Source organism: Beijerinckia indica subsp. indica ATCC 9039 (assembly GCF_000019845.1).
GTDB classification, from domain to species: domain Bacteria; phylum Pseudomonadota; class Alphaproteobacteria; order Rhizobiales; family Beijerinckiaceae; genus Beijerinckia; species Beijerinckia indica.
The window spans coordinates 3,930,001-3,955,062 of the sequence record NC_010581.1; the positions used below are offsets into that span (position 1 = coordinate 3,930,001).

Annotated in this window: 19 protein-coding genes, 2 tRNA genes, 2 rRNA genes and 1 other RNA gene (1 of these 24 only partly in view); 15 read left to right on the forward strand and 9 right to left on the reverse strand. The window is 58.6% G+C overall.

All coding sequences use genetic code 11. The features are described 5' to 3' along the window. The 4 genes from BIND_RS17570 to BIND_RS17585 all read right to left on the reverse strand — a co-directional run. A 23S ribosomal RNA gene (locus BIND_RS17570) occupies positions 1-1,265 on the reverse strand (it extends 1,565 nt beyond the left edge of the window). A 393-nt stretch (positions 1,266-1,658) separates the two neighbouring features. Then, positions 1,659-1,734: transfer RNA gene (locus BIND_RS17575), tRNA-Ala, on the reverse strand. A 129-nt stretch (positions 1,735-1,863) separates the two neighbouring features. Further along, positions 1,864-1,940: transfer RNA gene (locus BIND_RS17580), tRNA-Ile, on the reverse strand. Between the two features lie 185 nt (positions 1,941-2,125). Next, positions 2,126-3,612 (reverse strand): 16S ribosomal RNA (locus BIND_RS17585). Together the 16S and 23S rRNA genes with 2 tRNA genes alongside form the textbook arrangement of a ribosomal RNA operon. 821 nt (positions 3,613-4,433) lie before the next feature. Here BIND_RS17585 and BIND_RS17590 point away from each other — a divergent pair. The 5 genes from BIND_RS17590 to BIND_RS17610 all read left to right on the forward strand — a co-directional run bounded on the left by BIND_RS17590 (position 4,434) and on the right by BIND_RS17610 (position 10,681). Beyond that, positions 4,434-5,255 (forward strand): carbon-nitrogen hydrolase family protein, encoded by an 822-nt coding sequence (locus tag BIND_RS17590; RefSeq protein ID WP_012386366.1) that lies wholly within the window; start codon positions 4,434-4,436, stop codon positions 5,253-5,255. A gap of 144 nt (positions 5,256-5,399) precedes the next feature. Next, positions 5,400-7,058, forward strand: coding sequence for a peptide ABC transporter substrate-binding protein (locus tag BIND_RS17595; protein WP_012386367.1), 1,659 nt, complete (start codon positions 5,400-5,402; stop codon positions 7,056-7,058). After that, the gene (locus BIND_RS17600) at positions 7,055-7,975 is read left to right on the forward strand and encodes an ABC transporter permease (protein ID WP_012386368.1); all 921 of its coding nucleotides are present in this window, start codon (positions 7,055-7,057) and stop codon (positions 7,973-7,975) included. The genes BIND_RS17595 and BIND_RS17600 overlap by 4 nt, the downstream gene beginning before the upstream one ends. 1 nt (position 7,976) lies before the next feature. Next, positions 7,977-9,038 (forward strand): ABC transporter permease, encoded by a 1,062-nt coding sequence (locus BIND_RS17605; RefSeq protein ID WP_012386369.1) that lies wholly within the window; start codon positions 7,977-7,979, stop codon positions 9,036-9,038. Continuing rightward, positions 9,035-10,681: an ABC transporter ATP-binding protein gene (locus BIND_RS17610; protein WP_012386370.1), complete on the forward strand. Its 1,647-nt coding sequence runs from the start codon at positions 9,035-9,037 to the stop codon at positions 10,679-10,681. The genes BIND_RS17605 and BIND_RS17610 overlap by 4 nt, the downstream gene beginning before the upstream one ends. A gap of 76 nt (positions 10,682-10,757) precedes the next feature. Here BIND_RS17610 and BIND_RS17615 read toward each other — a convergent pair whose 3' ends face one another. After that, complete coding sequence (locus BIND_RS17615) at positions 10,758-11,783, reverse strand: class I fructose-bisphosphate aldolase (protein WP_012386371.1); 1,026 nt, start codon at positions 11,781-11,783, stop codon at positions 10,758-10,760. A 150-nt stretch (positions 11,784-11,933) separates the two neighbouring features. Here BIND_RS17615 and BIND_RS21700 point away from each other — a divergent pair, with 150 nt between their 5' ends. Then, positions 11,934-12,101, forward strand: coding sequence for a hypothetical protein (locus BIND_RS21700; protein WP_158304402.1), 168 nt, complete (start codon positions 11,934-11,936; stop codon positions 12,099-12,101). On the opposite strand, the gene BIND_RS17620 is transcribed toward BIND_RS21700, so the two are convergent. Both BIND_RS17620 and gap read right to left on the reverse strand, forming a co-directional pair. Next, positions 12,098-13,327, reverse strand: a complete 1,230-nt coding sequence (locus BIND_RS17620; protein ID WP_012386372.1) for a phosphoglycerate kinase — start codon at positions 13,325-13,327, stop codon at positions 12,098-12,100. The two genes, BIND_RS21700 and BIND_RS17620, sit on opposite strands and share 4 nt — an antisense overlap. Then, positions 13,324-14,331: a type I glyceraldehyde-3-phosphate dehydrogenase gene (gene gap, locus BIND_RS17625; RefSeq protein ID WP_012386373.1), complete on the reverse strand. Its 1,008-nt coding sequence runs from the start codon at positions 14,329-14,331 to the stop codon at positions 13,324-13,326. The genes BIND_RS17620 and gap overlap by 4 nt, the downstream gene beginning before the upstream one ends. An 875-nt stretch (positions 14,332-15,206) precedes the next feature. Here gap and BIND_RS20895 point away from each other — a divergent pair. The 8 genes from BIND_RS20895 to BIND_RS17660 all read left to right on the forward strand — a co-directional run bounded on the left by BIND_RS20895 (position 15,207) and on the right by BIND_RS17660 (position 21,740). Further along, positions 15,207-15,656 (forward strand): DUF4164 domain-containing protein, encoded by a 450-nt coding sequence (locus BIND_RS20895; protein WP_012386374.1) that lies wholly within the window; start codon positions 15,207-15,209, stop codon positions 15,654-15,656. 149 nt (positions 15,657-15,805) lie between these two features. Continuing rightward, positions 15,806-16,246 carry a cell division protein ZapA gene (locus tag BIND_RS17635; RefSeq protein ID WP_012386375.1) on the forward strand — a complete coding sequence of 147 codons (441 nt, stop codon included), beginning with the start codon at positions 15,806-15,808 and terminating at the stop codon, positions 16,244-16,246. 66 nt (positions 16,247-16,312) lie between these two features. Next, a non-coding RNA gene (gene ssrS / locus BIND_RS22390) (6S RNA) lies at positions 16,313-16,467 on the forward strand. A 20-nt stretch (positions 16,468-16,487) separates the two neighbouring features. Then, positions 16,488-17,084, forward strand: coding sequence for a 5-formyltetrahydrofolate cyclo-ligase (locus tag BIND_RS17640; RefSeq protein ID WP_041778210.1), 597 nt, complete (start codon positions 16,488-16,490; stop codon positions 17,082-17,084). Positions 17,085-17,136: 52 nt separating this feature from the next. Then, the gene (locus BIND_RS17645; protein ID WP_012386377.1) at positions 17,137-17,961 is read left to right on the forward strand and encodes a TIGR00282 family metallophosphoesterase; all 825 of its coding nucleotides are present in this window, start codon (positions 17,137-17,139) and stop codon (positions 17,959-17,961) included. Between the two features lie 109 nt (positions 17,962-18,070). Further along, positions 18,071-18,439 (forward strand): copper homeostasis periplasmic binding protein CopC, encoded by a 369-nt coding sequence (copC, locus tag BIND_RS17650; RefSeq protein ID WP_012386378.1) that lies wholly within the window; start codon positions 18,071-18,073, stop codon positions 18,437-18,439. Beyond that, a complete protein-coding gene (copD, locus tag BIND_RS17655) occupies positions 18,439-19,389 on the forward strand; it encodes a copper homeostasis membrane protein CopD (RefSeq protein WP_012386379.1) in 951 nt (316 codons plus the stop codon). The genes copC and copD overlap by 1 nt, the downstream gene beginning before the upstream one ends. A 155-nt stretch (positions 19,390-19,544) precedes the next feature. Then, positions 19,545-21,740 (forward strand): membrane protein, encoded by a 2,196-nt coding sequence (locus tag BIND_RS17660; RefSeq protein WP_012386380.1) that lies wholly within the window; start codon positions 19,545-19,547, stop codon positions 21,738-21,740. Here BIND_RS17660 and hemH read toward each other — a convergent pair whose 3' ends face one another. Then, the gene (gene hemH / locus BIND_RS17665; protein ID WP_012386381.1) at positions 21,741-22,802 is read right to left on the reverse strand and encodes a ferrochelatase; all 1,062 of its coding nucleotides are present in this window, start codon (positions 22,800-22,802) and stop codon (positions 21,741-21,743) included. It lies immediately after the preceding gene. 19 nt (positions 22,803-22,821) lie between these two features. Further along, complete coding sequence (locus BIND_RS17670) at positions 22,822-23,256, reverse strand: acyl-CoA thioesterase (protein WP_012386382.1); 435 nt, start codon at positions 23,254-23,256, stop codon at positions 22,822-22,824. A 271-nt stretch (positions 23,257-23,527) separates the two neighbouring features. On the opposite strand from BIND_RS17670, the gene BIND_RS17675 reads away from it, so the two are divergent. Next, positions 23,528-25,054, forward strand: a complete 1,527-nt coding sequence (locus BIND_RS17675) for a bifunctional metallophosphatase/5'-nucleotidase (protein WP_012386383.1) — start codon at positions 23,528-23,530, stop codon at positions 25,052-25,054. Positions 25,055-25,062: the final 8 nt, after the last annotated feature.

Below are 25,062 nucleotides of genomic sequence, written 5' to 3' on the forward strand. Positions count from 1 at the left end.
CCGCTACCGCGTGCTTGCGCACACCCAAAGCTTCGGCTCGTGGCTTGAGCCCCGGTACATCTTCGGCGCAGAAACCCTTATTTAGACCAGTGAGCTGTTACGCTTTCTTTAAAGGATGGCTGCTTCTAAGCCAACCTCCTGGTTGTTTTGGGATTTCCACATCCTTTCCCACTTAGCCACGAATTGGGGGCCTTAGCTGTTGGTCTGGGTTGTTTCCCTCTTCACGACGGACGTTAGCACCCGCCGTGTGTCTCCCGTACAGTACTTCCAGGTATTCGGAGTTTGGTTAGGTTTGGTAAGGTTGTGTACCCCCCTAGCCCATCCAGTGCTCTACCCCCTGGAGTATTCATACGAGGCTCTACCTAAATAGATTTCGCGGAGAACCAGCTATTTCCCAGTTTGGTTGGCCTTTCACCCCTAACCACAAGTCATCGGAGTCTTTTTCAACAGACACCCGTTCGGTCCTCCAGTGCGTGTTACCGCACCTTCAACCTGCTCATGGCTAGATCACTAGGTTTCGGGTCTAATCCGACGAACTGAACGCCCTATTCAGACTCGCTTTCGCTGCGCCTACACCTACCGGCTTAAGCTTGCACGTCAGATTAAGTCGCTGACCCATTATACAAAAGGTACGCAGTTAGGCTTTCGCCCTCCTACTGTTTGTAGGTATCCGGTTTCAGGGACTATTTCACTCCCCTCGTCGGGGTGCTTTTCACCTTTCCCTCACGGTACTGGTTCGCTATCGGTCGCTGAGGAGTACTTAGGCTTGGAGAGTGGTCTCCCCATGTTCAGACAGGATTTCACGTGTCCCGCCCTACTCAAGTCTTTTGTTTCTCGAAATCCGTACGGGGCTATCACCCACTGAGGCCCGAGTTTCCAATCGGTTCCAGTTAGAAAAACAAAAGCACTGGCCTGGTCCGCGTTCGCTCGCCACTACTAACGGAGTCTCGTTGATGTCCTTTCCTCTGGGTACTTAGATGTTTCAGTTCCCCAGGTTTGCTTTTGTTCCCTATGGATTCAGGAACAAATACCTTCATCTGATATCTGCAATTTCGAACCCTGCCCAAAATCAACCCCAAGGATCGCTCCTAAGAATTGCTCCCAAACAGAACTCAAAATTACAGATATCGAAGGTGGGTTTCCCCATTCGGAAATTCACGGATCAAAGCTTGTTCGCAGCTCCCCATGACTTATCGCAGCGTACCACGTCCTTCATCGCCTCTCAGCGCCAAGGCATCCACCGGATACCCTTAAGACACTTGATCGCTCTCATTATCAATGCCCACCGCTCGGCGCGGTCTTTTCCCGAGTCTCACCCTCCAGCGCAACGCGCCAAAGGCCGAATGGCCGCCGTGCCTGACGGCACGAAAACCTAACTCAAAAAAGGCATGATCATAAAAGACCAGTTTGCTTCAAACATATCCGAGAACGTGCGGTCGCACCGTTCACTGACTGAAGCGCTTATGTCATCCAAGTCCAGACCCCTTGAGCAAAACCCAGTGAGCCAAAACCCGATGCCATAATCGGATATGTTTCCTTTTCACAATGTAAGACAACCCGCGTACTTCTCGTAGAAGCCGCGAAACGGTCAAATCGGACGAACCAGATCAAAGAGCCAAGCGCGTAAAGCAGTTAAAGCCGACGGCAATACACCCATCTGGTGGAGCCAGACGGGATCGAACCGACGACCTCATGCTTGCAAAGCACGCGCTCTCCCAACTGAGCTATGGCCCCTTATACCTTGCCTCAGGCCTAAGTAGCTTGAGCTTCGGCGCAAAGCGCCGCAAGGCCAAAGGCCGCCGCGCCTGATGCGCGTAAGCCAAGTGGGCGGAGGCCCACGCCGGCGTTTGAGGCTGCTTATAATGGTGGGCCTGGGAAGACTTGAACTTCCGACCTCACGCTTATCAAGCGCGCGCTCTAACCAACTGAGCTACAAGCCCGAACCGTTGAACACACTAGCTGCCAAACCCATAAGATTTATGAATTCAAAGCAGGTAGCGCGGGCTCGTCCAGGAAGAAAGAGAAACGAAGGCGGCGAAATCCCGCGAAGTTGGCCTGACTAGCCATATGTTCCAAGTGATCCGATAGAATGGGGAAAATCCCAATCCTGAAGGATCATCCTTAGAAAGGAGGTGATCCAGCCGCAGGTTCCCCTACGGCTACCTTGTTACGACTTCACCCCAGTCGCTGACCCTACCGTGGTCGCCTGCCCCCTTGCGGTTAGCAAAACGCCTTCGGGTAGAACCAACTCCCATGGTGTGACGGGCGGTGTGTACAAGGCCCGGGAACGTATTCACCGTAGCGTTCTGATCTACGATTACTAGCGATTCCAACTTCATGCACTCGAGTTGCAGAGTACAATCCGAACTGAGACGGCTTTTTGAGATTTGCTGAGGGTCGCCCCTTCGCATCCCATTGTCACCGCCATTGTAGCACGTGTGTAGCCCAACCCGTAAGGGCCATGAGGACTTGACGTCATCCACACCTTCCTCTCGGCTTATCACCGGCAGTCCCCCTAGAGTGCCCAACTGAATGATGGCAACTAAGGGCGTGGGTTGCGCTCGTTGCGGGACTTAACCCAACATCTCACGACACGAGCTGACGACAGCCATGCAGCACCTGTGTTCTCGCCAGCCTAACTGAAGGAAACCATCTCTGGTAACCAAACGAGACATGTCAAAGGTTGGTAAGGTTCTGCGCGTTGCTTCGAATTAAACCACATGCTCCACCGCTTGTGCGGGCCCCCGTCAATTCCTTTGAGTTTTAATCTTGCGACCGTACTCCCCAGGCGGGATGCTTAAAGCGTTAACTGCGCCACTAAGCAGCAAGCTGCCTAACGGCTAGCATCCATCGTTTACGGCGTGGACTACCAGGGTATCTAATCCTGTTTGCTCCCCACGCTTTCGCACCTCAGCGTCAGTACCGGGCCAGTGAGCCGCCTTCGCCACTGGTGTTCTTGCGAATATCTACGAATTTCACCTCTACACTCGCAGTTCCACTCACCTCTCCCGGACTCGAGATCCCCAGTATCAAAGGCAGTTCCAAGGTTGAGCCTTGGGATTTCACCCCTGACTTAAAGATCCGCCTACGTGCGCTTTACGCCCAGTAAATCCGAACAACGCTAGCCCCCTTCGTATTACCGCGGCTGCTGGCACGAAGTTAGCCGGGGCTTATTCTCCTGGTACCGTCATTATCTTCCCAGGTAAAAGAGCTTTACAACCCTAAGGCCTTCATCACTCACGCGGCATGGCTGGATCAGGCTTGCGCCCATTGTCCAATATTCCCCACTGCTGCCTCCCGTAGGAGTTTGGGCCGTGTCTCAGTCCCAATGTGGCTGATCATCCTCTCAGACCAGCTACTGATCGTCGCCTTGGTGAGCCATTACCTCACCAACTAGCTAATCAGACGCGGGCCAATCCTTCGGCAATAAATCTTTCCCCCGTAGGGCGTATCCGGTATTAGCCCAAGTTTCCCTGAGTTATTCCGAACCAAAGGGTATGTTCCCACGTGTTACTCACCCGTCTGCCACTCCGTATTGCTACAGCGTTCGACTTGCATGTGTTAGGCCTGCCGCCAGCGTTCGTTCTGAGCCAGGATCAAACTCTCAAGTTAAATCGAGAATTCAATGCCGGCTGGTCACTACTCTATTCGACGAGTCCCAAGCACATCCGTCTCAAGCTTCTCAGCTCAAAACACGATGAACTTGTTCCGTGACCGCCAGAGTTCTCTAGACGTCCGTCCCCTCTCAGAGACGAACCGCAAGGATCCCGCCGACCACGTTTCTCTTTCTTCCGATTCAATTGTCAAACAGCGTAGTCCAAAACAGCGGAAGCAAAAACTCCCTAACCCAAAGACACCAAACCACCCAGCCTCTCAGCCAGGGCAGCCTAAACCCGATAAAATCAGGAAAAGTGTCTCGCGTCAGCCACTCATTTCAGCGGCGCCGTCGATGAACGCCTTATAGAACTCCCCCGTTCCGACTGTCAATGAAATTTCTTCAAAAAAGAGACACGATAGGAATTACCCCATAAATACAACTTGTTACTCAGGCCCTAGGAAGCTTTAGCCTGGCTCCTGGCAGGAAGAGAGGAGGATTTCTGGCGGAACCGGCAGCGCTCCGTTCGAGCAGGCGGGGCTCTCCTCCCGCCTCAACGCGAGAGACTGTTTTCGGCCTGCTCCCCTTAAAAGCCAGTGCTAATCAATCATATGATGGCGCAAAGGGATGCACATAAACGCCTCTGTCGCAGACTTGGTTCGATAATCCTCATGCAGAGAATCGGCGTGGTTTGCCCTTCTCGCCGCATTGGGCTCCGCGAAAAGGATAGTATCTCGCGCTCTTGATGCTTAATCTGGGCAGAGCCAGGCTCTCGAGACGGCTTCAAAGCCCCAAATGGCCTTGCCGCGAATCGTGGAAGACAAGGGAATTAAACGCCGTGAAACTCTCTCTCATCCAGATGAACACGATCGGCGACAAAGCCGCCAATCTCAAAACCGCGGCCGAATTGATCGAATCCGCCGTAGCTCTGGAACGTCCCGACTGGGTGGCTTTGCCCGAGGTGTTTGATTTCATTGGTGGCACCCGCGCCGACAAATTGGCCGCTGCCGAGACCTTGCCGGATGGTTCAGCCTATAAAACCATGCAGGATCTTGCCCGGCGCCACGGGATTTTCATCCATGCTGGATCGATTCTCGAAAAAATTCCGGGCGAGGATCGGCTGCACAACACGACCGTGGTCTTCGACCGCACCGGTCAGGAGATCGCGCGCTATCGCAAGATCCATATGTTCGACATTACGGCCCCCGACGGCACGGCCTATCGCGAGAGCAATTCCTTCAAGCCGGGCGATGCAATCGCCACCTATCCTTGCGAGGATATGATCGTCGGCTGCTCTATCTGCTATGATATCCGTTTTCCCGATCTCTATCAGGCCCTTGTCGCCAAAGGCGCGACCATGATCGTCGTGCCCGCCGCCTTCACCATGCAGACCGGCAAGGATCATTGGGAGGTTTTGCTGCGCGCCCGCGCGATCGAAACACAAGCCTATGTCTGCGCCCCTGCGCAGACCGGCCCCCATTCGATCGGCAAGGAAACCCGCCAATCCTATGGCCATTCCCTGATCGTCGATCCCTGGGGCCATGTCATCGCCAAAGCCTCGGACGGGGTGGGCTTCGTCTCCGCGCGAATCGATCCCGCGCTGGCCGCCAAGGTCCGGGCCCAGATTCCCGTGGCAAGCCACAAGGTGGCCATCGCGTGAGTTTCTTCGCGCAGCCGGTGCAAACATGACGAATTCATTCAGGGCTACCACCAACACGACGCATGTGCAAATTTCCTGGTCCGTGACACCGATCGAGCGCCACGGACCAGGCGCTTCAGTCGTGCACCCAGCGCCTATGATGCAATGAACGTATCAATACAGCAAGCACAAAGCTTCGGGACGCATGGCCGCACATTAGCCAGACGGCTTCTCATCAAGCTGCTGCTTCTTGCCGGGTTGATCGTCCCCTTTCCTCCGCCGATTCAGGCCGAGCCCGCCACGACCGCGCAAATTTGGCAGCGCGGCGAACTCGGCGATCCGGGCTCACTGGATCCCCACAAGGCGACCACGGTCATCGAGGGCCATGTCCTCGCCGAGCTTTACGAAGGGCTGGTCATTCTCGATGCGGAAGGGCGCCTGCAACCGGGTGTTGCTTCGCACTGGTGCGTGAGTGAGGATCGGCGCGTCTATCGCTTTCATTTGCGCCCCGATGCGCAATGGTCGAACGGCGACAAAGTGACGGCACAAGATTTCGTCTATGCCTTTCGCCGCCTTATGGATCCCAAGACCGGGGCGCCTTATGCCAATATTCTCTATACGCTGAAAAATGCGGAAAAGGTCAATAAAGGGCAATTGCCGGTGGAAGCGCTCGGTGTGCAGGCGCCCGCTGACGATCGTCTCGAAATCACGCTCGATGAGCCGGTTCCCTATCTGCTCGCGCAACTCACGCATGTGACGGCGAAACCTCTCCACCGCCGTTCGATTGAAACCTATGGCAGCGATTTCGTGCATCCTGGCCATCTTGTCACCAATGGCCCCTTCATGCTGGCGGAATTCTCGCCCAACGATCGTCTCGTCCTTGTCAAGAACCCGCATCATTACGATGCGGCGCGCATCGGGCTCGACAAAGAGATTTTCTATCCGCTGGAAGATCGTTCGGCCGCTTTGCGCCGGTTCCTGGCCGGCGAAATCCAGTCCTATAGCGATGTGCCCGTCGATCAGATCCGCTTCGTGCGCCGAACACTGGGCGACCAATTCAAGCTCGCCCCTAATCTCGGCACTTACTATTACGCACTCGACACGCGGCGCCCGCCCTTCGATGATATTCGCGTGCGCAAGGCTCTCTCGATGGTGATCGACCGCGATTTTCTCGCCGAACGAATCTGGGGCGGCACGATGGAGCCGGGCTATAGTTTCGTCCCGCCCGGCATTGAATCCTACGGCACGCCGGCCGAACTCGCCTTCAAGGATAAAACGCCCATCGAGCGGGAAGATGAGGCCAAAAAGCTCCTGGCCGAGGCGGGTTTTGGGCCGAGCGGCAAGACGCTCACCGTCGAGATTCGCTATAATATTTCGGAAAACCACCGCGCCACGGCCGTCGCCGTCGCCGATATGTGGAAACAGATTGGCGTCGAGACCACGCTTGTCGCCAGTGACGCAACCAGCCATTATGCCTTCATGCATGAGCGCCGGCCCTTCAATGTTCTCCGTTACGGCTGGTTCGCCGATTTTCCAGATGCGGAAAATTTCCTGTTTCTCGCCGAAAGCGGCAACAAGGGTCTCAATATTTCGAGCTTCAGCAACGAGACCTATGATTCATTGATGCGCGATGCCGCTCAAGAGGATGATGCAACGCGGCGCACCGCGCTTTTGCACCAGGCGGAGGCCTTACTGCTCGCCGAGGGTCCCTATGTGCCGCTGCTCATCTTCAAATCAAAAAATCTGATCTCTCCGAAACTGCGCGGCTGGCACACCAATGCGCTCGATGTGCATCGTGGCCGTTATATATCGATCGCGCCATGATCCGTTTCGTGCTGAACAGGCTTCTGGCCGCGATCCCTACCCTTCTGATCATCGCCGCTTTGTCGTTCTTTCTCATGCGGCTCGCACCGGGCGGCCCCTTTGACGGCGAGCGTGCGCTCGATCCAGCGATCGCCGCCAATCTGCGGCGGATCTATCGCCTCGACTTGTCCCTCCCGAACCAGTTCATGCTTTATCTTGAAAGCCTGATGAGGGGCGATTTCGGCCCGAGTCTGCATTGGCGTGATTTCACCGTCAACGAACTCTTCGCCAAGGCGCTCCCGGTGTCCTTGCGGCTTGGCGGTGCGGCGCTCATTCTCGCCTTCGGGTTGGGCCTGCCGCTCGGGCTTATTGCGGCGGCGGGTCCTCGGACCCTCGTGGCGCGGTTTGCCGGCGTCTTCATGCTGCTCGCTCTCGTCATCCCGCCCTTTGTCGTGGCGCCACTCCTGCAGCTTGCTTTCGGCCTCGACCTCAAAATCCTGCCGGTCGGCGGCTGGGAGGAGGGCGCTTGGCGCCATCAAATCCTGCCCGTCCTAACCCTTTCCCTGCCCCTCACTGCCGCGATTGCTGGTCTCACGCGCGCGGCCATGCGCGATCATCTCGCGGAGCCGCATATTCGCACCTTGCGGGCTTTCGGCCTGCCGGCCAAGACGATTTACGGCCATGCTTTGCGCGGCGCCTTGGTGCCGGTCGTCGCCTATCTTGGCCTTGCCGCCGCCAATGTGCTCACCGGCTCCATGGTCGTCGAAACGATTTTTGGCCTGCCCGGCATGGGCCGCTATTTCGTCGATGCCGCACTGGGGCGTGATTATACGGTCGTGATGGGCGCGGTGATCATCGTCGCTTGTCTCGTCGTCGGCTTCAATCTCCTCGCCGATCTCATCGCCGCTTGGCTTGACCCGCGCATCAGCCATGAATGAAATGGCGTCCTCCAAAACATTCTCCCTCCCGCAACGAGCCAGCCTCGTCTTTCTGGCCGTGATGACGCTCGCCTGCCTCATCGGTCCCTGGCTCTCGCCACATGCCCATGATCAGGTCTATCGCGATTATCTGCTGCTGCCCCCCTCCCTGGCCGCGCATCCCACTGAGGCCGAGGCCGAAACGGCGCTTGCGGATATTGCTCATTCCTTGCGGCTGCGGCTCGCGCATTCCACTCTTGAAAGAGAGTCAGCGCGCGTCACATTCGCCAGCGACAAGCCGATCGACGAACGTGTGCTGCGCGGCTTTGCGCGGTCGGATCTCTTCGGGCCGGCGCGCCTTCTGGAACAAACGGATGCGGGCCGGGAAATCACCCTCGAGACGCCCCTGCGCCACAGCTATTTTCTGTTCGGCACCGATGCCAATGGCCGTGATCTTCTGACCCGTGTGCTCGTCGCCGGCCGGATTTCTCTCGCCGTCGGCCTGCTCGCCTCATTTGTCGCTCTGATCATCGGGGTCGCCTTTGGCGCCTTGGCCGGTTATCTCGGCGGCGCTACTGGTGCATTAATGATGCGGCTTGTCGAGATCGTCTATGCGCTGCCTTTCATCTTCCTGGTCATCGTCCTGACCATGGTTCTTGGCCGCGGCTTCCTGCTGATCCTCATCGCCATCGGTGCCGTCGAATGGCTCGATATGGCCCGCATCGTGCGCGCGGAAACGCTCAGCCTGAAACAACGCGATTACGTACTGGCCGCCGAAGCGCTGGGCGCCTCGGTGCCCGCCATTCTTTGGCATCACATTCTGCCCAATGCGCTGGGACCGATCATGGCCTATATGGCCGTGCTGGTGCCGCGCGTCATTCTGCTCGAAAGCTTTGTGTCCTTCCTCGGCCTTGGCGTGCAGGAACCCTTGACGAGCTGGGGCGTATTGATCGCCGATGGCGCCCGCACCATCCAGAGCGCCGCGCATTTGCTGGTCTTTCCATCTCTGTTTCTCGGCCTGACCCTCGCCGCGCTGCATCAGCTTGGCGCGGGCTGGCGCGATCTCTTCGAGACTTCACGATGACGGCGGTGATGGCGCCAGCAACCGCATCTGGGCAGACAGACAAGCCCCTGCTCGCTTTTCGCGATCTTTCGATCAGCTATGGCGGGCAGGCCATCGTGCGCGATCTGACCTTGTCGTTGCACCCGGGCGAGACCGCTGCCCTAGTCGGCGAATCGGGTTCGGGCAAAAGCCAGACAGCGCTGGCAGCCTTGCGGCTTCTGCCAGAGCCGGCCAAGGTTTCCGGGCAAATCCTCTTTGAGGGCCAGGATCTGCTCTCGCTTTCTGAGCTGGCGCTCAATCGCCTGCGTGGACGGCGCATCGCGCTGATTTTCCAAGAGCCTATGTCGGCGCTCGATCCGCTGTTTCCGGTCGGCGCGCAGATCGGTGTGATCCTGCGCCATCATCTCGGTCTCAGCCGCCGCGCCGCTTTGACCCGCGCCTGCGAATTGCTCGACCAAGTGGGCATTCCCGACCCCCAGCGGCGCGTAAAGGCCTATCCGCATGAATTATCGGGTGGTCAGCGCCAACGTGTCGCCATTGCCATGGCGATTGCTTGCGAACCCGCGGTGCTCATCGCCGACGAACCAACGACGGCGCTCGACGTGACGCTCGCCGCCCGCATTCTCGATCTCATCGAGGACTTGAAGCAAAGACTTGGCATGGCGCTCTTATTCATCAGCCATGATCTCGGCCTGGTGCGGCGCATCGCCGATAGCGTCCATGTCATGCATCAGGGGAGAATCGTCGAAAGCGGTCCCGCCCGGGAGATCATTCACCATCCGCGTGAGGCTTATACGCGCCTGCTGCTCGGCGCGGCGCCGCGCCCCCGCTTGCGGCCACATCCTCTCGAAGCCAAAAATCTTCTCGAGGCCCGAGATCTTACTGTGCGTTTCAAGCGGCGCGGCACGCTCGGCTTGCCCTCTTTTGGTCTTTTTCGACCGCGTGAAAAAGATTTCACCGCCGTCGATCATGTGAATCTCACCTTGCGACAGGGCGAGACTTTTGGGCTCGTCGGAGAATCGGGTTCAGGCAAATCGACCCTGGCTCGGGCTTTGTTGCGGCTGGTGCCGGCCTCGGGCTCGATTCTATTCGAGGGGCGCGATCTCGTCGCCCTCCAACCCCGCGCCCTGCGGCCCTTCCGCCATGCGATGCAGATCGTCTTTCAAGATCCCTATCAGGCCTTGTCGCCACGCATGCGCATCGGTGCCATCATCACCGAAGGCCTCCGTATTCATGAGCCGGGTTTGAACGCACAAGCCCTGGATGCGCGCGCGGCTTTTGCCCTGCAGGAGGTCAAACTCGACCCCGCTCTTCGCCACAGGTTCCCTGCCGAATGTTCCGGCGGACAGCGTCAACGCATCGCCATCGCCCGAGCCATGATTCTGCGGCCGAAACTTTTGCTGCTCGATGAACCGACGTCCGCGCTCGACCGCTCCGTGCAAGCGGAGATCCTGGAATTGCTCAGCCTTTTGCAGGCAAGCCATGGCCTGACCTATCTCTTCATCAGCCATGATTTCGGCGCCGTGCGCGCCATGGCCGACACGATCGGCGTCATGCGGATGGGCCATTTGGTGGAAAGCGGTCCAGCGGAGGAGATTCTCACACGACCGAGGATGGATTACACGAGCGAACTGATCGCGGCGGCCTTTCCGGCTGAATCCTGAAAACCAAAGCCCTTTGCGCCGGATGCAAATCCGATCACAAAGAGCTCATTCGTTTGCTTGGCCTGAAAGGCTCCTATCAGGCGACCGCTCTTTCCTGCGTATCGGACCATTGGCCGAGCGCCGCCAGATAATTCATGCGAGCGCGATGCGTGAAAGCCTTTTGCGCGGCGGGAACATTCTCCACCTTACCGCCCCAAGCCTTTTGCGGAGCCGCCTGCAAGGCGCGACCATAGGAGAAGGTGATCGCCCAGGGCGTCGGACCGATCCGGTTGATCGCGTCGAGATTGGCGGTCGCTTCCACATCGGACTGGCCGCCGGAGAGGAAGGCGATACCAGGAACCGCCAAAGGCACGGCATTGCGGAACAGGCGCAGGGTCTGCTCGGCCACTTCCTCGGGGCTCGCCTGACGCGGCGCCAATTTGCCGGGCACCACCATATTAGGCTTCAACACAATGCCTTCGAGGAAGACACGATTGAGGTAGAGTTCCTCGAAAACGGTCTTCAGGACCAGTTCGGTGACTTCATAGCAGCGCTCGATCGAGTGATTGCCATCCATCAGCACTTCCGGCTCGACGATCGGAACGATATTGGCTTCCTGGCAGAGAGCCGCATAGCGGGCGAGCGCATGCGCATTGGCCCGGATCGAGCCATAGGTCGGCACGCCCTCGGCAATATCGATAACCGCGCGCCATTTGGCGAAGCGCGCACCAAGGTCATAATATTCCTTGAGGCGGACAGCGAGCCCGTCGAGGCCTTCGGTGATGGTTTCGCCGGGGAAATTGGGGAAAGGCTTGGCGCCGGAATCCACCTTGATACCCGGGATCGAACCCGCCGCCTCGATCAATTTGACGAGCGGCGTGCCATCCTTGGCGTTCTGGCGGATGGTTTCATCATAGAGGATCACGCCGGAAATATAATCGCGCATCGCCTCATCGGTGCGAAACATCAATTCACGATAGTCACGGCGGCTGTCGGCGGTGGATTCCACGCCGATCGCATCAAACCTTTTCTTGATCGTGCTGGTGCTTTCATCGGCCGCGAGCAACCCTTTGCCCTTGGCGGTCATGGCGATGGCGACGCTCGCCAGTTGATCCTTGCTCATCCCTCACATCCTCTGTTGCGATCGGCCATTATGACGAAACGGCATTGCCGCGCGGCAAATCCTGACGGATTTACCGAAACTTGAAATTTGAGACACACGCGAACCCTATCGCAATGTCTTGCAGCACGTGTGAATGTGGATTCAGGAGCGGTGCTGCAAGCCTTTATGATCACATCAAATCATCCAAAAAGAGGCGCCCCTTTTGGGTTTGATGTGCTCGGGCGCACCCCAAAAGCTGGAAACTTTGGGGATGAGGGTTACGCATTTAAACAAAATAGAAAGCCTTCTGATGCGGCTGCATCAGAAGGCTCTTTTTAAAGGGTGAAATCCTGCGAGCCGCGCAGGGCCTCGACGCCCGGCAGAAGCTTGCCTTCGAGCCATTCGAGGAAGGCGCCTCCGGCTGTCGAGACATAGGTGAAATCGTCATAGGCGCCGGCCTGGTTCAGGGCGGCGATCGTATCGCCACCGCCGGCAATGGTTTCCAGCGCCGAAACCTTGGTGAGCTGGGCAGCCACTTTGGCGATCGCCATCGTGCCAACATGGAAGGGCGGCACTTCGAAGGCACCGACCGGGCCGTTCCAGACCAGGGTGCGGGCGGAGCCCAGCAGGGTGACGATTTTCGAAATCGAGCGCGGGCCGATGTCGAGGATCATCTCGTTTTCGGTAATGGCATCGATATCGATGGCCCGGGTCGGAATATTGGCCTCCAGCTTGGGGGCGACGATCGCATCGACCGGCAGGACAAGCTGGCAATGCGCCGCCTCGGCATCGGCCATGATCTTGCGTGCGACATCGGCAAGATCCATCTCGCAAAGTGATTTGCCGATCGGCTTGCCGCTGGCGGCCAGGAATGTATTGGCCATGCCGCCGCCGATGAACAAATATTCGACGCGGCGCATGAGATTGCCGAGCAATTCAAGCTTAGTCGAAACCTTGGCCCCACCGACGATGGCCGCGAGCGGCCGTTCCGGATGCGCCAGCATGCTGGTCAACATGTCGAGCTCCAGCTGCATGGTGCGGCCAGCATAAGCGGGCAGTTTATGCGCCAGACCTTCCGTTGTCGCATGTGCACGATGCGCGGTCGAAAAGGCATCATTGACATAAATATCGCCGAGTTCAGCGAGCGCATCAACAAAAGCCGGGTCGTTCTTGGTTTCCTGCGGGTGGAAACGCGTATTTTCGAGGAGCAGGATATCCCCCTCCTTGAGGGCGGAGGCAGCGCTTTTGGCGACATCGCCGACGCAATCAGAGGCGAAGGCGACATAGCGGCCAAGGTGCCGTTCGAGCTCCACGGCAACCGGTTTCAGCGACGTTTTGGCCTCCGGCCCATTCTTCGGCCGGCCGAGATGGGACAACAGGATGACCTTGCCGCCCTTCTGCGAGATTTCCTTGATATTGGGCAGGATACGGTCGATGCGCGTGGCATCGGTGATGATGCCATTATCCATCGGAACGTTGAGATCGACCCGCACGAGGACGCGCTTGCCGGTGACGACGACATCGTCGAGGGTGGGGAAAGGCGAGGCTGGCACGGTTCTGGTCATATAAGCTTCCCGATTGCGACAGCGGTATCACTCATCCGGTTGGAAAAGCCCCATTCGTTGTCATACCAGGAGAGGATACGCACGAAGGTGCCTTCCAGAACCTTGGTCTGATCCATATGGAAGACCGAGGAATGCGGATCATGGTTGAAATCGATTGAGACATTAGGGCTTTCGGTGAAGCCAAGAATGCCCTTCAAATGCTGGGTGGCGGCCTGTTTTATCGCGGCATTGATCTCTTCCGCCGTGGTCGGCCGTTTGGCGACGAAGGTGAAATCGACGACAGAAACATTGGGGGTCGGAACGCGGACAGACGAGCCGGCGAGCTTGCCATTGAGTTCCGGCAAGACGAGCCCGACAGCCTTGGCGGCACCGGTCGTGGTGGGAATCATCGACAAAGCAGCGGCGCGGGCGCGGTAAAGGTCCTTATGCATCGTGTCGAGCGTCGGCTGATCGCCCGTATAGGAATGCACGGTGGTCATGAAGCCGTGCTCGATGCCGACCGCCTCATTCAGAACCTTGGCGACGGGCGCGAGGCAATTGGTGGTGCAGGAGGCGTTGGAAACGACGAGGTGATCCTTGGTCAGCTTGTCGTGATTGACGCCATAGACCACGGTGAGATCGGCATTGTCGGCGGGGGCCGAAACCAGCACGCGCTTGGCGCCTGCCTTCAAATGCGCGGCCGCCTTGTCGCGGGCGGTGAAAATGCCGGTACATTCGAGGGCAACATCAATCCCCAGCGCGGCATGCGGCAATTCATGCGGATCACGAACCGCCGTGACCTTGATCGGCCCGAAACCGATATCGATCGTATCGCCATCGACCTTGACCTCGCCCGGAAAACGGCCATGCACGGAATCGAAGCGCAGCAGATGGGCGTTGGTTTCGACGGGGCCGAGATCATTGATGGCGACAACTTCGATGTCTTTACGACCGGATTCGGCAATGGCCCGCAAGACATTCCGCCCGATGCGACCGAATCCATTGATCGCGACTTTAACCGCCATCCGATAAGCTCCTTTCCACAAGAACCGGCCCATTGCGAGCCGCATTTTGCTTTTTATGACGTGCCCGCAAGCAAGTCGTCAAGCATTTGACGAGAAATTCTACACGTTTCACAACAAGTCTTATCGTATATTACGATAAAATGTCATTCTCAGGCCGACCACACGGCCTTCGACCTTTACGTCAATCCGAGGAAGCTGAAACTATCCTGAACAAATGAGGCTTTTTAATTATTCAGAACAAATGAAATATTCAGAATTCTCCTGGGAACCGGGCGGCGTTTACATCTTATACAGAGCCGTTTCCCAAAGCGCGAGCGAGAAAATTCTCCCGCTGGCAGACCCTTGCGGAGCAAAATCCCTCATTGCCGGGACATGCATCGCCAAGGCATGATCGAAATCGACATCAATACCCTATTGGTTCCATTTCATTGGTGGATTTTACTGTCAACGTGACGCAAGGTCTCATGAGCAGCCGGTCGTGCCAAAACCTGCGCCGATCGGGAGTCCTCCTTGAATATCCCACCTAAAAGTGATCTCTTTCAGAATAGTTCGTGATCTTATGTCGATTGGGGGAGCAGCCTTTAGGGTCCGCCGCGTCTCCCTCCCTTGCCGCAAAGACCATCACATGATCCGGGAAAGACCGTCCAAAAAGCTCATCCGAAAAGAACATTGAAGAGCATGGCGCGGCAGGCCCCGATATCGCCCAAACCGTCCTTTAGCTTGGACGAGAGTTGAGGTCGCGAGTCCGGTACGGTGATCAAGAGCACATTCATGAGTTCGGGTGATTCCCCCTGAACACATATCGCTCTAGAATCGTGACGCCCCCGAGCACGCGCCCTTTTGGAATCAATCGGACACGAAGGACAACCGGCCTCATGCACCTATCGGAAGAACTTGCCGAAAGTTTGAAACGGATCGAGGCCATCCTGGACCGCCTGGAGGCGGCAAGCGAGCGGCGGTTGCGGCAGGATCAAGCGCGCGGCGATATAGCCGCCGAATTACGCCTGATGCAAGACGATCGCTCCCGCCTGGCGGTCGAGCTCGATCAAGCACTTGCACGCAACGAAGCGCTCGCCAATGCCCAGGCGGAGGTCTCGCAACGCTTGCAAAGCGTCGGGACTTCATTGCAGACGATTCTCGCCCGGACGGAAGCCACGGTCATTTCGTCCGATGAGATGTCCTCCGTCGAAACGCCGACCCTTGAGGCTTTGCAGGTTGAGACTTTGCAGGTTGCGGCTTCGCATGGCGAGGCTGCGCATGCAGACACCTCGCCATCCGAGCGCCTCGTGGCGCCCGGCGGCGCCACGCCGCCCGAGCGAGTGTAAAATCCACGCGTAATACCAACGGTCATAATGAATGACCGTTGGACCGCTCTTGAATTTTCGCTCTCGCTTTGAAAAAGCGAAAATTCAAGAAAGGAACCAAAGGCCGTTCTTCACGACCTTTGGTATAAGGTCCACGGAGTAAAGCCCCAATGGCGCAAGTGTCGGTAACAATCGCTGGCCGAGTCTATCGAATTGCCTGCGGCGAGGGGGAAGAAACCCATTTGCGAGGCTTGGCCCGTCAGGTCGACGACAAGATCGACCAGTTACGCGGTACATTCGGCGAAATCGGCGACCAACGCCTGACGGTCATGGCGGCGATCACACTCGCTGACGAATTGCTCGAGGCGCAACGCAAACTGGCCGATCTTGCGGCCGAACATGCCCTCGCCGAAGCACGGGTCGCGGCGCAAACGCGTGGCGAGGCGGAATGGACCGATCATCTGGCCCATTCGCTCAACGGCCTTGCCGAACGGATCGAGCGCGTGGCGACAAAGCTCAATGCCGCCGAACGTCCCGACGGCGCGGCCACGAACGAAGCCCTTCCCCGAGCCAGCACAACCAGTCCCGAGGCCGTGCGCCAACCGGGCTGAAGAAGAAACCGCGTCTGGCCCTGAACAAGACTGGCAATTTCGCAAAACCTCACCTACATTGGCGAAGCGGTGCTGCGGGGTGCGTGTTGGATCTGTATTCCCGGGGCCTTATCGATCTCAAAGGGAGCTGTCCCTGGTCTTGCCCGTGGGCTCGACCACACGGCGCCCACCTACTTAGTAGGTTCCCGGGATCGATATCCCACGGCCATCGTGGCCCGTCTCTTTTTCTTTGCGGTCTTGCATGAGTGTTTTGCCCGCCAAAGCGGATTTACGCGCTATGGCGCTCGCCCGGCGTGCAATTGTTCCGGCCGAAACCGCGCGGGCTTTCGCGGCCGTGCTTGCTGAAACAGGCCCGCAACTCGCCAAAGACCATCGGGCCGAAATCATCGGCGCCTATGCCGCGATCGGCGACGAGGTCGCGACCTCCCCCTTGCTGCAGATGCTCGCTCAGGCGGGTTTTGCCACGGCCCTGCCTGTCACCGGCAAGCGCGGCACCCCCCTCACCTTTCGCCTCTGGCGCCCGGGCGACCCTGTTGCCAAGGGCAAAATGGGCATCACCGAGCCGCCCGCGACAGCGCCCGAGGTTTTTCCCGATCTCCTCTTCGTGCCGCTCGCCGCCGCCGATCGGGCCGGCAACAGAATCGGTTATGGCGCGGGCTTTTATGATTTGACCCTCGCCGCCTTGCGGTCCCAGCGACCTATTTGTGCCATAGGCATCGCCTTCTCCTGCCAGATTTTCGAGGCGGTACCGGCGGAAGCCCATGACCAGAAACTCGATTATCTCCTGACCGAGCAGGGTTTGATCGCTTGCCTATCCTCGCGCCCCTTCACGGATTAAAGTCCCGAACAAGCAAACGGAATCGCCTCCGATCCCGCCATCTGGATCCACCATGCGTCTTCTCTTCATCGGTGATGTCGTCGGCCGCGCCGGCCGCGCCGCCATTCTCCAGGAACTCCCCAAGCTCAAGGCGGCCTGGGCGCTCGATTGCGTTGTGATTAATGGCGAGAATGCCGCCGGCGGTTTCGGCATCACAGAGGGCATCTGCACCGATTTCCTCGATGCTGGTGCCGATTGCATCACGCTTGGCAATCATGCTTTCGATCAGCGCGAGGCTCTCGTCTTCATCACCCGACAACCGCGCCTGATCCGGCCGTTGAACTATCCAAGCGGCACGCCCGGCGGTGGCGCCAATCTCATCGAGACCGACAAGGGCCAGAGGGTGCTGGTCGTCAATCTCCTCGGCCGCATCTTCATGGATGCACTCGATGATCCCTTTGCCGCGATCGAGCGGGAACTCTCCGCCTGCCCCTTGGGCATGGTCTGCGATGCGGCGATCATCGATTTTCACGCCGAGGCCACGAGCGAGAAACAGGCCTTCGCCCATTCGGTCGATGGCCGGGTCTCCCTGGTCGTCGGCACGCATACGCATGTGCCCACCGCCGACCATCAGATCCTGCCGCATGGCACAGCCTATTTGACGGATGCCGGCATGACGGGCGATTATGATTCCGTCATCGGCATGGACAAGGCCGAGCCGATGCGCCGTTTCGCGACCAAGCTGCCCGGCTCCCGCATGGAGCCGGCGGGCGGTTCAGCCACTCTCTGCGGCGTTGCCGTCGAGACCGATGCGCAAGGGCTTGCAACACGCATCGCGCCGGTGCGGATTGGCGGCCGACTCGCTCAAGCCTGGCCGGATTTTTGGGAATCGCGTTGAAGCTTGTTTCGAACGCTTCAGTGAGAGAAGTTGATAGCCGGGATGAGCAACGAACTTCCTTCACTCTCTTTTTAAGCACTCTCTTTTCAAGTCAGCGGGAGATGATGCAATGGTGCGAATGGCAACAAAAGCCTTGCTGTGCATCCTCGCTGGCCTCTTTGGCACGGTTGCCTATGCCCATCCTGCTCTCAAGACCGCTGTGCCCGCGGTTGATGGAATCACAAAGGACTCTCCCAAGGAGATCCATCTGAGCTTCACGGAAAAGGTCGTCGCAAAATTATCGGGAATCGACCTCAAGGATTCAACCGGACAGGTGATTGCGACCGATACGCCTGTGATCGATGCCGACGACAAGACGCATCTCATCATTCCGCTTCACACGTCTTTGCCGCCTGGACGTTATGAGGTCGAATGGCACGCCGTCGGCGCGGACACGCACCTCGCCCACGGGCATTTTTCCTTTACGATTGAACAGTGATGCTCGAAGCGGCCCTCATCGCTTCTCGTCTGTTGCATTATACAGCCTCGATCGTGCTCTTTGGGGCGTCGCTGTTTCCCTTCTATGCCACGCCAAAGGGTCAAGGGCCGAAATTTCTGCTTCGCTTTTTTGATACGACCCGTTTTGCTGCCGCGATCGCCGTGCTTGTGAGCGGGATTTTATTGTTTGTCTGCACAATCGCCACCATGAGTGGCACCCCGGCCGGGATTTTCGATCAAGACATTTTATGGTCCGTCTTCACCGATATGGATTATGGCGGTGTCTGGCTGGCGCGCATGGTGATGGCCATCCTCCTTCTGGGGGTGATCCGAACGCCTTTCGTTCCCCCGGAGAGTTCGCATCGTGAGGCAGCGGCCGCTGTCCTCTCCGCAATTTTGCTCGTGACTTTGACGGCGGTGGGTCATGCACAAGCCGATGACGGAATAGCGAGTTCTATCCATTGGGGCGCCAATGGCGTGCATCTTCTCGCCGCCGGCGCCTGGCTTGGAGGGCTTTTGCCACTCGGATTTGCTTTGACCACGGAAATTTCGGCCGTTGAGACGTCGCATGAAAAAACCCACGGCGTTGATATTGAGGACATCCTCCTGCGGTTTTCAGGCATGGGCTACGGGGCGGTTTCGCTGCTCGTCGCGTCAGGCCTGGTCAATAGCTGGTTCCTGGTCGGCTCCTTATCGCGCCTGGTTGGGACCCATTATGGCCAGCTTTTGCTGGTGAAATTGGGCTTCTTTGGCGCAACATTGACGCTCGCGGTTTTGAACCGTTTCTGGTTACTCCCTTCCCTGCTTCAGACACGCGAAAGTGAGGCGAGGATCCTCTGGCTCAAAAGACTCCGTCGTCATGTCATAGGGGAGCAGATCTTGGGCTTTGTGATTCTTTTCATTGTGAGCCTTCTCGGAACGATGCAGCCAGCCATCGAAGCGCTCGATTGACTCACAACCCTTGGATCAAGATCCCGGCGAAGCAGAAGGGGAGAAGAGGTTTGTGCCCGCTTGCCAACTCGCCTAGCATGGCTTCTAGAACCCGCGATCCTGACCATATCAAAAAGGGTCATTCTTGCTGACCATTCATATCCATTGATGCGTCCATGAGCGATCTCAACCTCTCCTTTACGCCGCTCCTGCCTTGGCCCGTGCTCGCCCTGAGCGCCGTGCTGGCCTTGGCGGTGTTTGGTCTTTGGCTTGCCGCGCGCCGACGCGGCGCCTTTCTGCGCGGCCTCGGCCTTGCGCTCGTGCTCCTCGCTTTATGCGATCCCTCCCTGGTGCGAGAGGACCGGGAAAGCCTGAAGGATGTCGTGGCGGTGGTCGTCGATCGCAGCGGCAGCCAGACGCTTGGCGAAAGAATGGCCCAGACGGATGCCGCGCGTGTTGCACTGGCGCAGCGATTGAACAGTCTCGGCAATATCGAGACCCGTTTCATCGAGGCCGGGGACCATGTGGGCGGCCAAGACGACAATAATGATGGCACGCGCCTGTTTGCAGCGCTCAACGCAGGTCTCGTCGATGTGCCCGCCGAGCGCATCGGTGCGGTTTTCATGATCACCGATGGCATCGTCCATGACATTCCCTCCGACCCGGCGACGCTCGGCTTCAAGGCCCCCCTGCATGCCTTGATCACCGGCCATGAGGGCGAACGCGACCGCCGCGTGGAATTGGTCGAGGCGCCCCGCTTCGGCCTTGTCGGCAAGGATCAGACGATCGAGGTCAAAGTGATCGACACGCCGCAAGGCCACGACCCCGTGGTGCTGCGGGTGCGGCGCGACGGCGATCCCGTAGCGACCCTGCGTGCGCGCCCCGGCGAAAAGCTCCAGGTGCCGGTCCGCATCGAACATGGCGGCCCGAATGTGGTGGAGCTCGAGGTCGATGCCCTGCCCGATGAATTGACCACCATCAACAATAAGGCGGTGCTGACGATCGAGGGCGTGCGCGACAAGCTGAAGGTCCTGCTTGTCTCGGGCGAGCCGCACGCGGGCGAGCGCATGTGGCGCAATCTCCTGAAATCCGATGCCAATGTGGATCTCGTCCATTTCACCATCCTGCGCCCGCCGGACAAGCAGGATGGGACGCCGATCAACGAACTGTCCCTGATCGCCTTCCCGACCAGTGATCTGTTCGGCCGCAAGATCAATGATTTCGATCTGATCGTCTTCGACCGCTATTCGAATCAGAGCGTGCTGCCGACGGTCTATCTCGACAATATTGTGCGCTATGTGCGTGACGGCGGCGCCCTGTTGATCGCGGCGGGGCCTGATTTCGCACGGCCAGAAGGGCTCTATTACTCTCCGCTCGGACGCATCACCCCTGCGCGGCCTGACGGCGACGTCACCGAACGGCCGTTCCGTGCTGCAATCAGCGCCATCGGCGAGAGACATCCGGTCACGCGCGACCTGCCCGGCGCGCCTGCCCCCGAGCAGATCGCGCAACAGGACAAAAAGCAAGACCAAGGTAAAAACCAAGACAAGGGATCTAAAAATCCCCGCCCTGCCGATTGGAGCCCCTGGTTCCGCCAGATCAATGCGGAAGTCACCCGGGGGACCAATGTCCTGTCGGGAGCCAATCATAAACCGCTGCTCGTTCTCTCACGCGAAGGGAAGGGGAGGGTGGGCCTTCTCCTCAGTGATCAAATGTGGCTTTGGGCGCGCGGCTACGAGGGCGGTGGTCCCTATCAGGATCTGTTGCGCCGCCTCGCCCATTGGCTGATGAAGGAACCGGAACTTGAGGAAGAGGCTTTGCGGGCCTCGGTCCAGGGCGGTTCGCTCCAAATCGAACGCCAGAGTCTCAAGGACCTCCCCAAGGACAAAGGTGCGAACGTCACCGTCACCATGCCATCCGGCAAACAGGTGATCCTGCCCTTGACGCCCGCCACGCCCGGCCTTTCGCGGGCAAGCCTGCGCACCGAGGAACTGGGTCTCTACCGGATAACGGACGGCACTTTGTCGATCCTCGCCAATGTCGGCCCGGAAAATCCGCGCGAGTTCCAGGACGTCATTTCGACAACCGAAAAGCTCGCGCCGATCGTCACCGCGACGGGTGGCACGGTGCGCCGCATTGGTGCTGGCGGGGAGGGCCAAATCAGCTTGCCGCGCGTCATCTCGATGCGCGAAGGCCTGGTCTATGGCGGCAGTGATTATACGGCGGTGAAACGAACGGGTTCGAGCGAAGTGAAAGGTATCGGCATCGCGCCTTTGGCCATTGGCTTCCTCGGGCTTGCCGTGCTGTTGAGCGCGTTCATCCTGACCTGGGTGAGCGAGGGACGCCAGCGTGCTGGCAATCGCGGGACGTGACTAATCTGTTGAGGTCAGCCAGCCTTGCAATTCACGCCGAACCAGCCGGGCAATAACCTCCATGCCCTCCTCGCTCGCGTTGAGGCAGGGGAGCGCGGCATAATCCTCGCCCCCCGCGCCCAGGAATAAGGCGCGGATCTCCCCGCCCACTTCCTCGATTGTTTCCAGGCAATCGGCGGCAAAACCTGGCATGACGACAGCCAGTTTTTTGACACCTCGCGCGGCCAAAGCTTTCACCGTCGCATCGGTCGCGGGTCCGATCCATTCGGCGCGGCCGAAGCGGGATTGAAAAGTCGTCACGCAATGCGCCTCGTCGAGACCCAGGGCTTGCCGCAACAAATCCGCCGTGATCAGGCAATGCTCATAATAGGGATCGCCCTTGTCGACGGAGGATTTCGGAATGCCGTGAAAAGACAAAAGGATCGCGTCCGGCTCGAAATCAAGCCCGGCGAGACCGCGCCGCACGGAACGCGCCAAGGCTTCTATATAGAAGGGCTCGGCATAATAGGGGGGTGCAATCCGCAAGGCCGGCTGCCAGCGCCGCGCCCGCAAAATCTCGAAAACCTTATCCGCGACGCTCGCCGTGGTCGCCGCTGCATATTGCGGATAGAGCGGCACGACAAGAATGCGGCCGCAATTCTGTTGCAACAGGCGATCGAGACCCGAAGCGATCGAAGGATTGCCATATCGCATCGCGAAATCAATCACGATATCTTGCGCTTTTCCGTCCCCTGGCGCGGATGAGGCGCCAATCGAACGAGCCAGGAGTTCCCCTTGCGCGCGGGTGATGGTTTTGAGCGGGCTCTCGTTACGCTCCTTGTCCCAGATCCCGGCATAGCGGCGTCCGCTCCGATGCGGGCGCGTGGTGAGGATAATCCCATGCAGGATTGGCCACCAGACCCAGCGCGGCAGTTCGACCACCCGGCGGTCGGACAGGAATTCGCGGAGATAACGGCGCATGGACCAGTAATCGGTCGCATCCGGCGTTCCGAGATTGACAAGCAGAACACCGATTCGGTCCGTCAGACGCGCTTTCGTCGTAGAAGCGGCAAGGGGTTTCATACTCACACTCAATTCCCGCTTATGAGGCCGTCGATTGGGGCAGAAGGGACGCCAGCCATTCGACCGTTGTCGAGGCCAAGGGCGTGGAGCGACGGGTCATTTCATCCATCAGCACAATGACGGTCTCGCTGGTGGCGACGCATCGTTCGTTCTGAAACAAAGCCTGTTCAAGCCGGATCGAACTCCGGCCGACCCCGGCGATCCGCGTGCCGATCAGGATCTCGCCCGGCCATGTGATCTCGGCCCGAAAGTCGAGGACGAGACGGGCGAGGACGAAAACAGTGCCAGGCGCCGCGAGCGGTGCTCGAGGATCGCAAAGGATTTCGGCTCGGCCGGTTTCGAGAAATGTGGCGAATACAGCATTGTTGATGTGACCGAGGCTGTCTGTATCTCCAAAGCGGATCTTGTCCGATGCATGCAACGGAAAATCGTCGAGTCGGACCTCATCCTTCATAAGCGTCTCCTTATACCAACGGTCATAATAAATGACCGTTGGCCCGCTCTTGAATTTTCGCTCTCGCTTTGAAAAAGCGAAAATTCAAGAAAGGAACCAAAGGTCATAAAGAATGTCCCCACGCGCTGGAAAGCTTTTCTTCAAGTCCCTTCAGGCGGGTTTGGGGGTCCTTTCAAGACGGCCTGGACTGGGCTAAAGACGAGAACGAGAACCCGCGCAGCTGTTTAGCCCCAAGCGCTTAACCCCAAAGTGCTTAGCCCCAGGTGCCTCGATGATCCATCTGACCCGCCGCCAGACCCTCCTCTCCGGCCTTGCGGCCGGCACCAGCCTCTTCGCCCATGCCAGCAAGGCGGCGGATCATGTTACGGCGCTGACGTTCCTGCTCGTCAACGATCTTTACCGGATCGATGCCGATGCGCAAGGACGCGGCGGCTTCGCTCGTCTCACGAGCGTGGTCAAAGCCGAACGCGCGCGCGCCGCCGCCCGAGGCGCAAAACTCATCTGCGTCCATGCAGGCGATGCGCTGTCGCCGAGCCTGTTATCGAGTCTCGATCACGGCGCGCATATGATCACGCTCCTCAATGAAATCGGTTTCGACGCTTTTGTGCCCGGCAATCATGAATTCGATTTCGGCCCTGATACCTATCGCCAGCGCATGCAGGAGGCGCATTTTCCAGTTCTGGCCGCCAATCTGCGGGAAGCCGATGGATCAGCCCTGCCGGGCCATGAAAATGCCCTGACTATTACCCTTGAGGGGATGCGCATCGCTTTGATTGGCGCGGCTTACGAGGCAACGCCAACCGTCTCGCAGTCAGGCGCTTTGCTCTTCAGCCCGACGCTCGCGACAATCGCCGACGAGACGCGTAAAGCGCGCGCCCAAGGCGCCGATTTCGTCGCCGCCATCGTTCATGCGGACAGGGCCACCGGCCGCGCTCTTATGGACATGAAGGGACCGGACCTGATTCTCTGCGGCCATAATCACGACCTGCACATCGACTTCGATGGCCGCACCGCCTTCATGGAATCGGCACAGGATGCCAATTATGTGCTGAGCGTCGATCTCGACCTTACCAAGAACGCGACCGGACTCGGCTGGTGGCCGAATTTCCATGTGGCCGATACACGCCAGACCCAACCCGATACGGATATGGAGGGAAAGGTCCAACACCTCCTCGCCAACCTGGCCGCGACCCTTGCCGCGGATCTCGCCCGTACGCAATCCCCGCTCGACAGCCGCACGCAGATCGTGCGCGGCGAGGAATGCACGATCGGCAATTTGTTTGCCGATGCGATCCGGCAACGGACCGGCGCGGAAGCCGCGCTGATCAATGGCGGCGGCATACGCGGCAATCGCCTCTATCCGGTGGACAGCATGCTGACCCGCAAGGATATTCTGGCCGAACTCCCCTTCGATAACAAAACTTTGGTCCTGCCGATCGAGGGAAAAAGACTGCTGCTCGCGCTCGAAAACGGGCTTTCGCGCGCCGAACATCCAAGTGGGCGTTTCCCACACGTCTCTGGCCTCATCGTCGAGGCCGATCTCACGCGTCCGCCGGGTTCCCGCGTGCAACAGGTCCGCATCAACGGAGACCCCCTTGCACCGGAGCGCATCTATCAGCTCGCCACCAATGATTATCTGGCGCGGGGCGGCGATGGTTATCTCATGCTGGCGGGCCGCGCCGATATCACCACGGATTCCGGGAACCGTCTCATCGCCCAGGATGTCGGGGATTATCTCGCCTTAAAGGGGCAAGTAGCGCCGCAAATCGAGGGCAGGATAGTTCTGCGCCGGTCCTGACCGGCCCC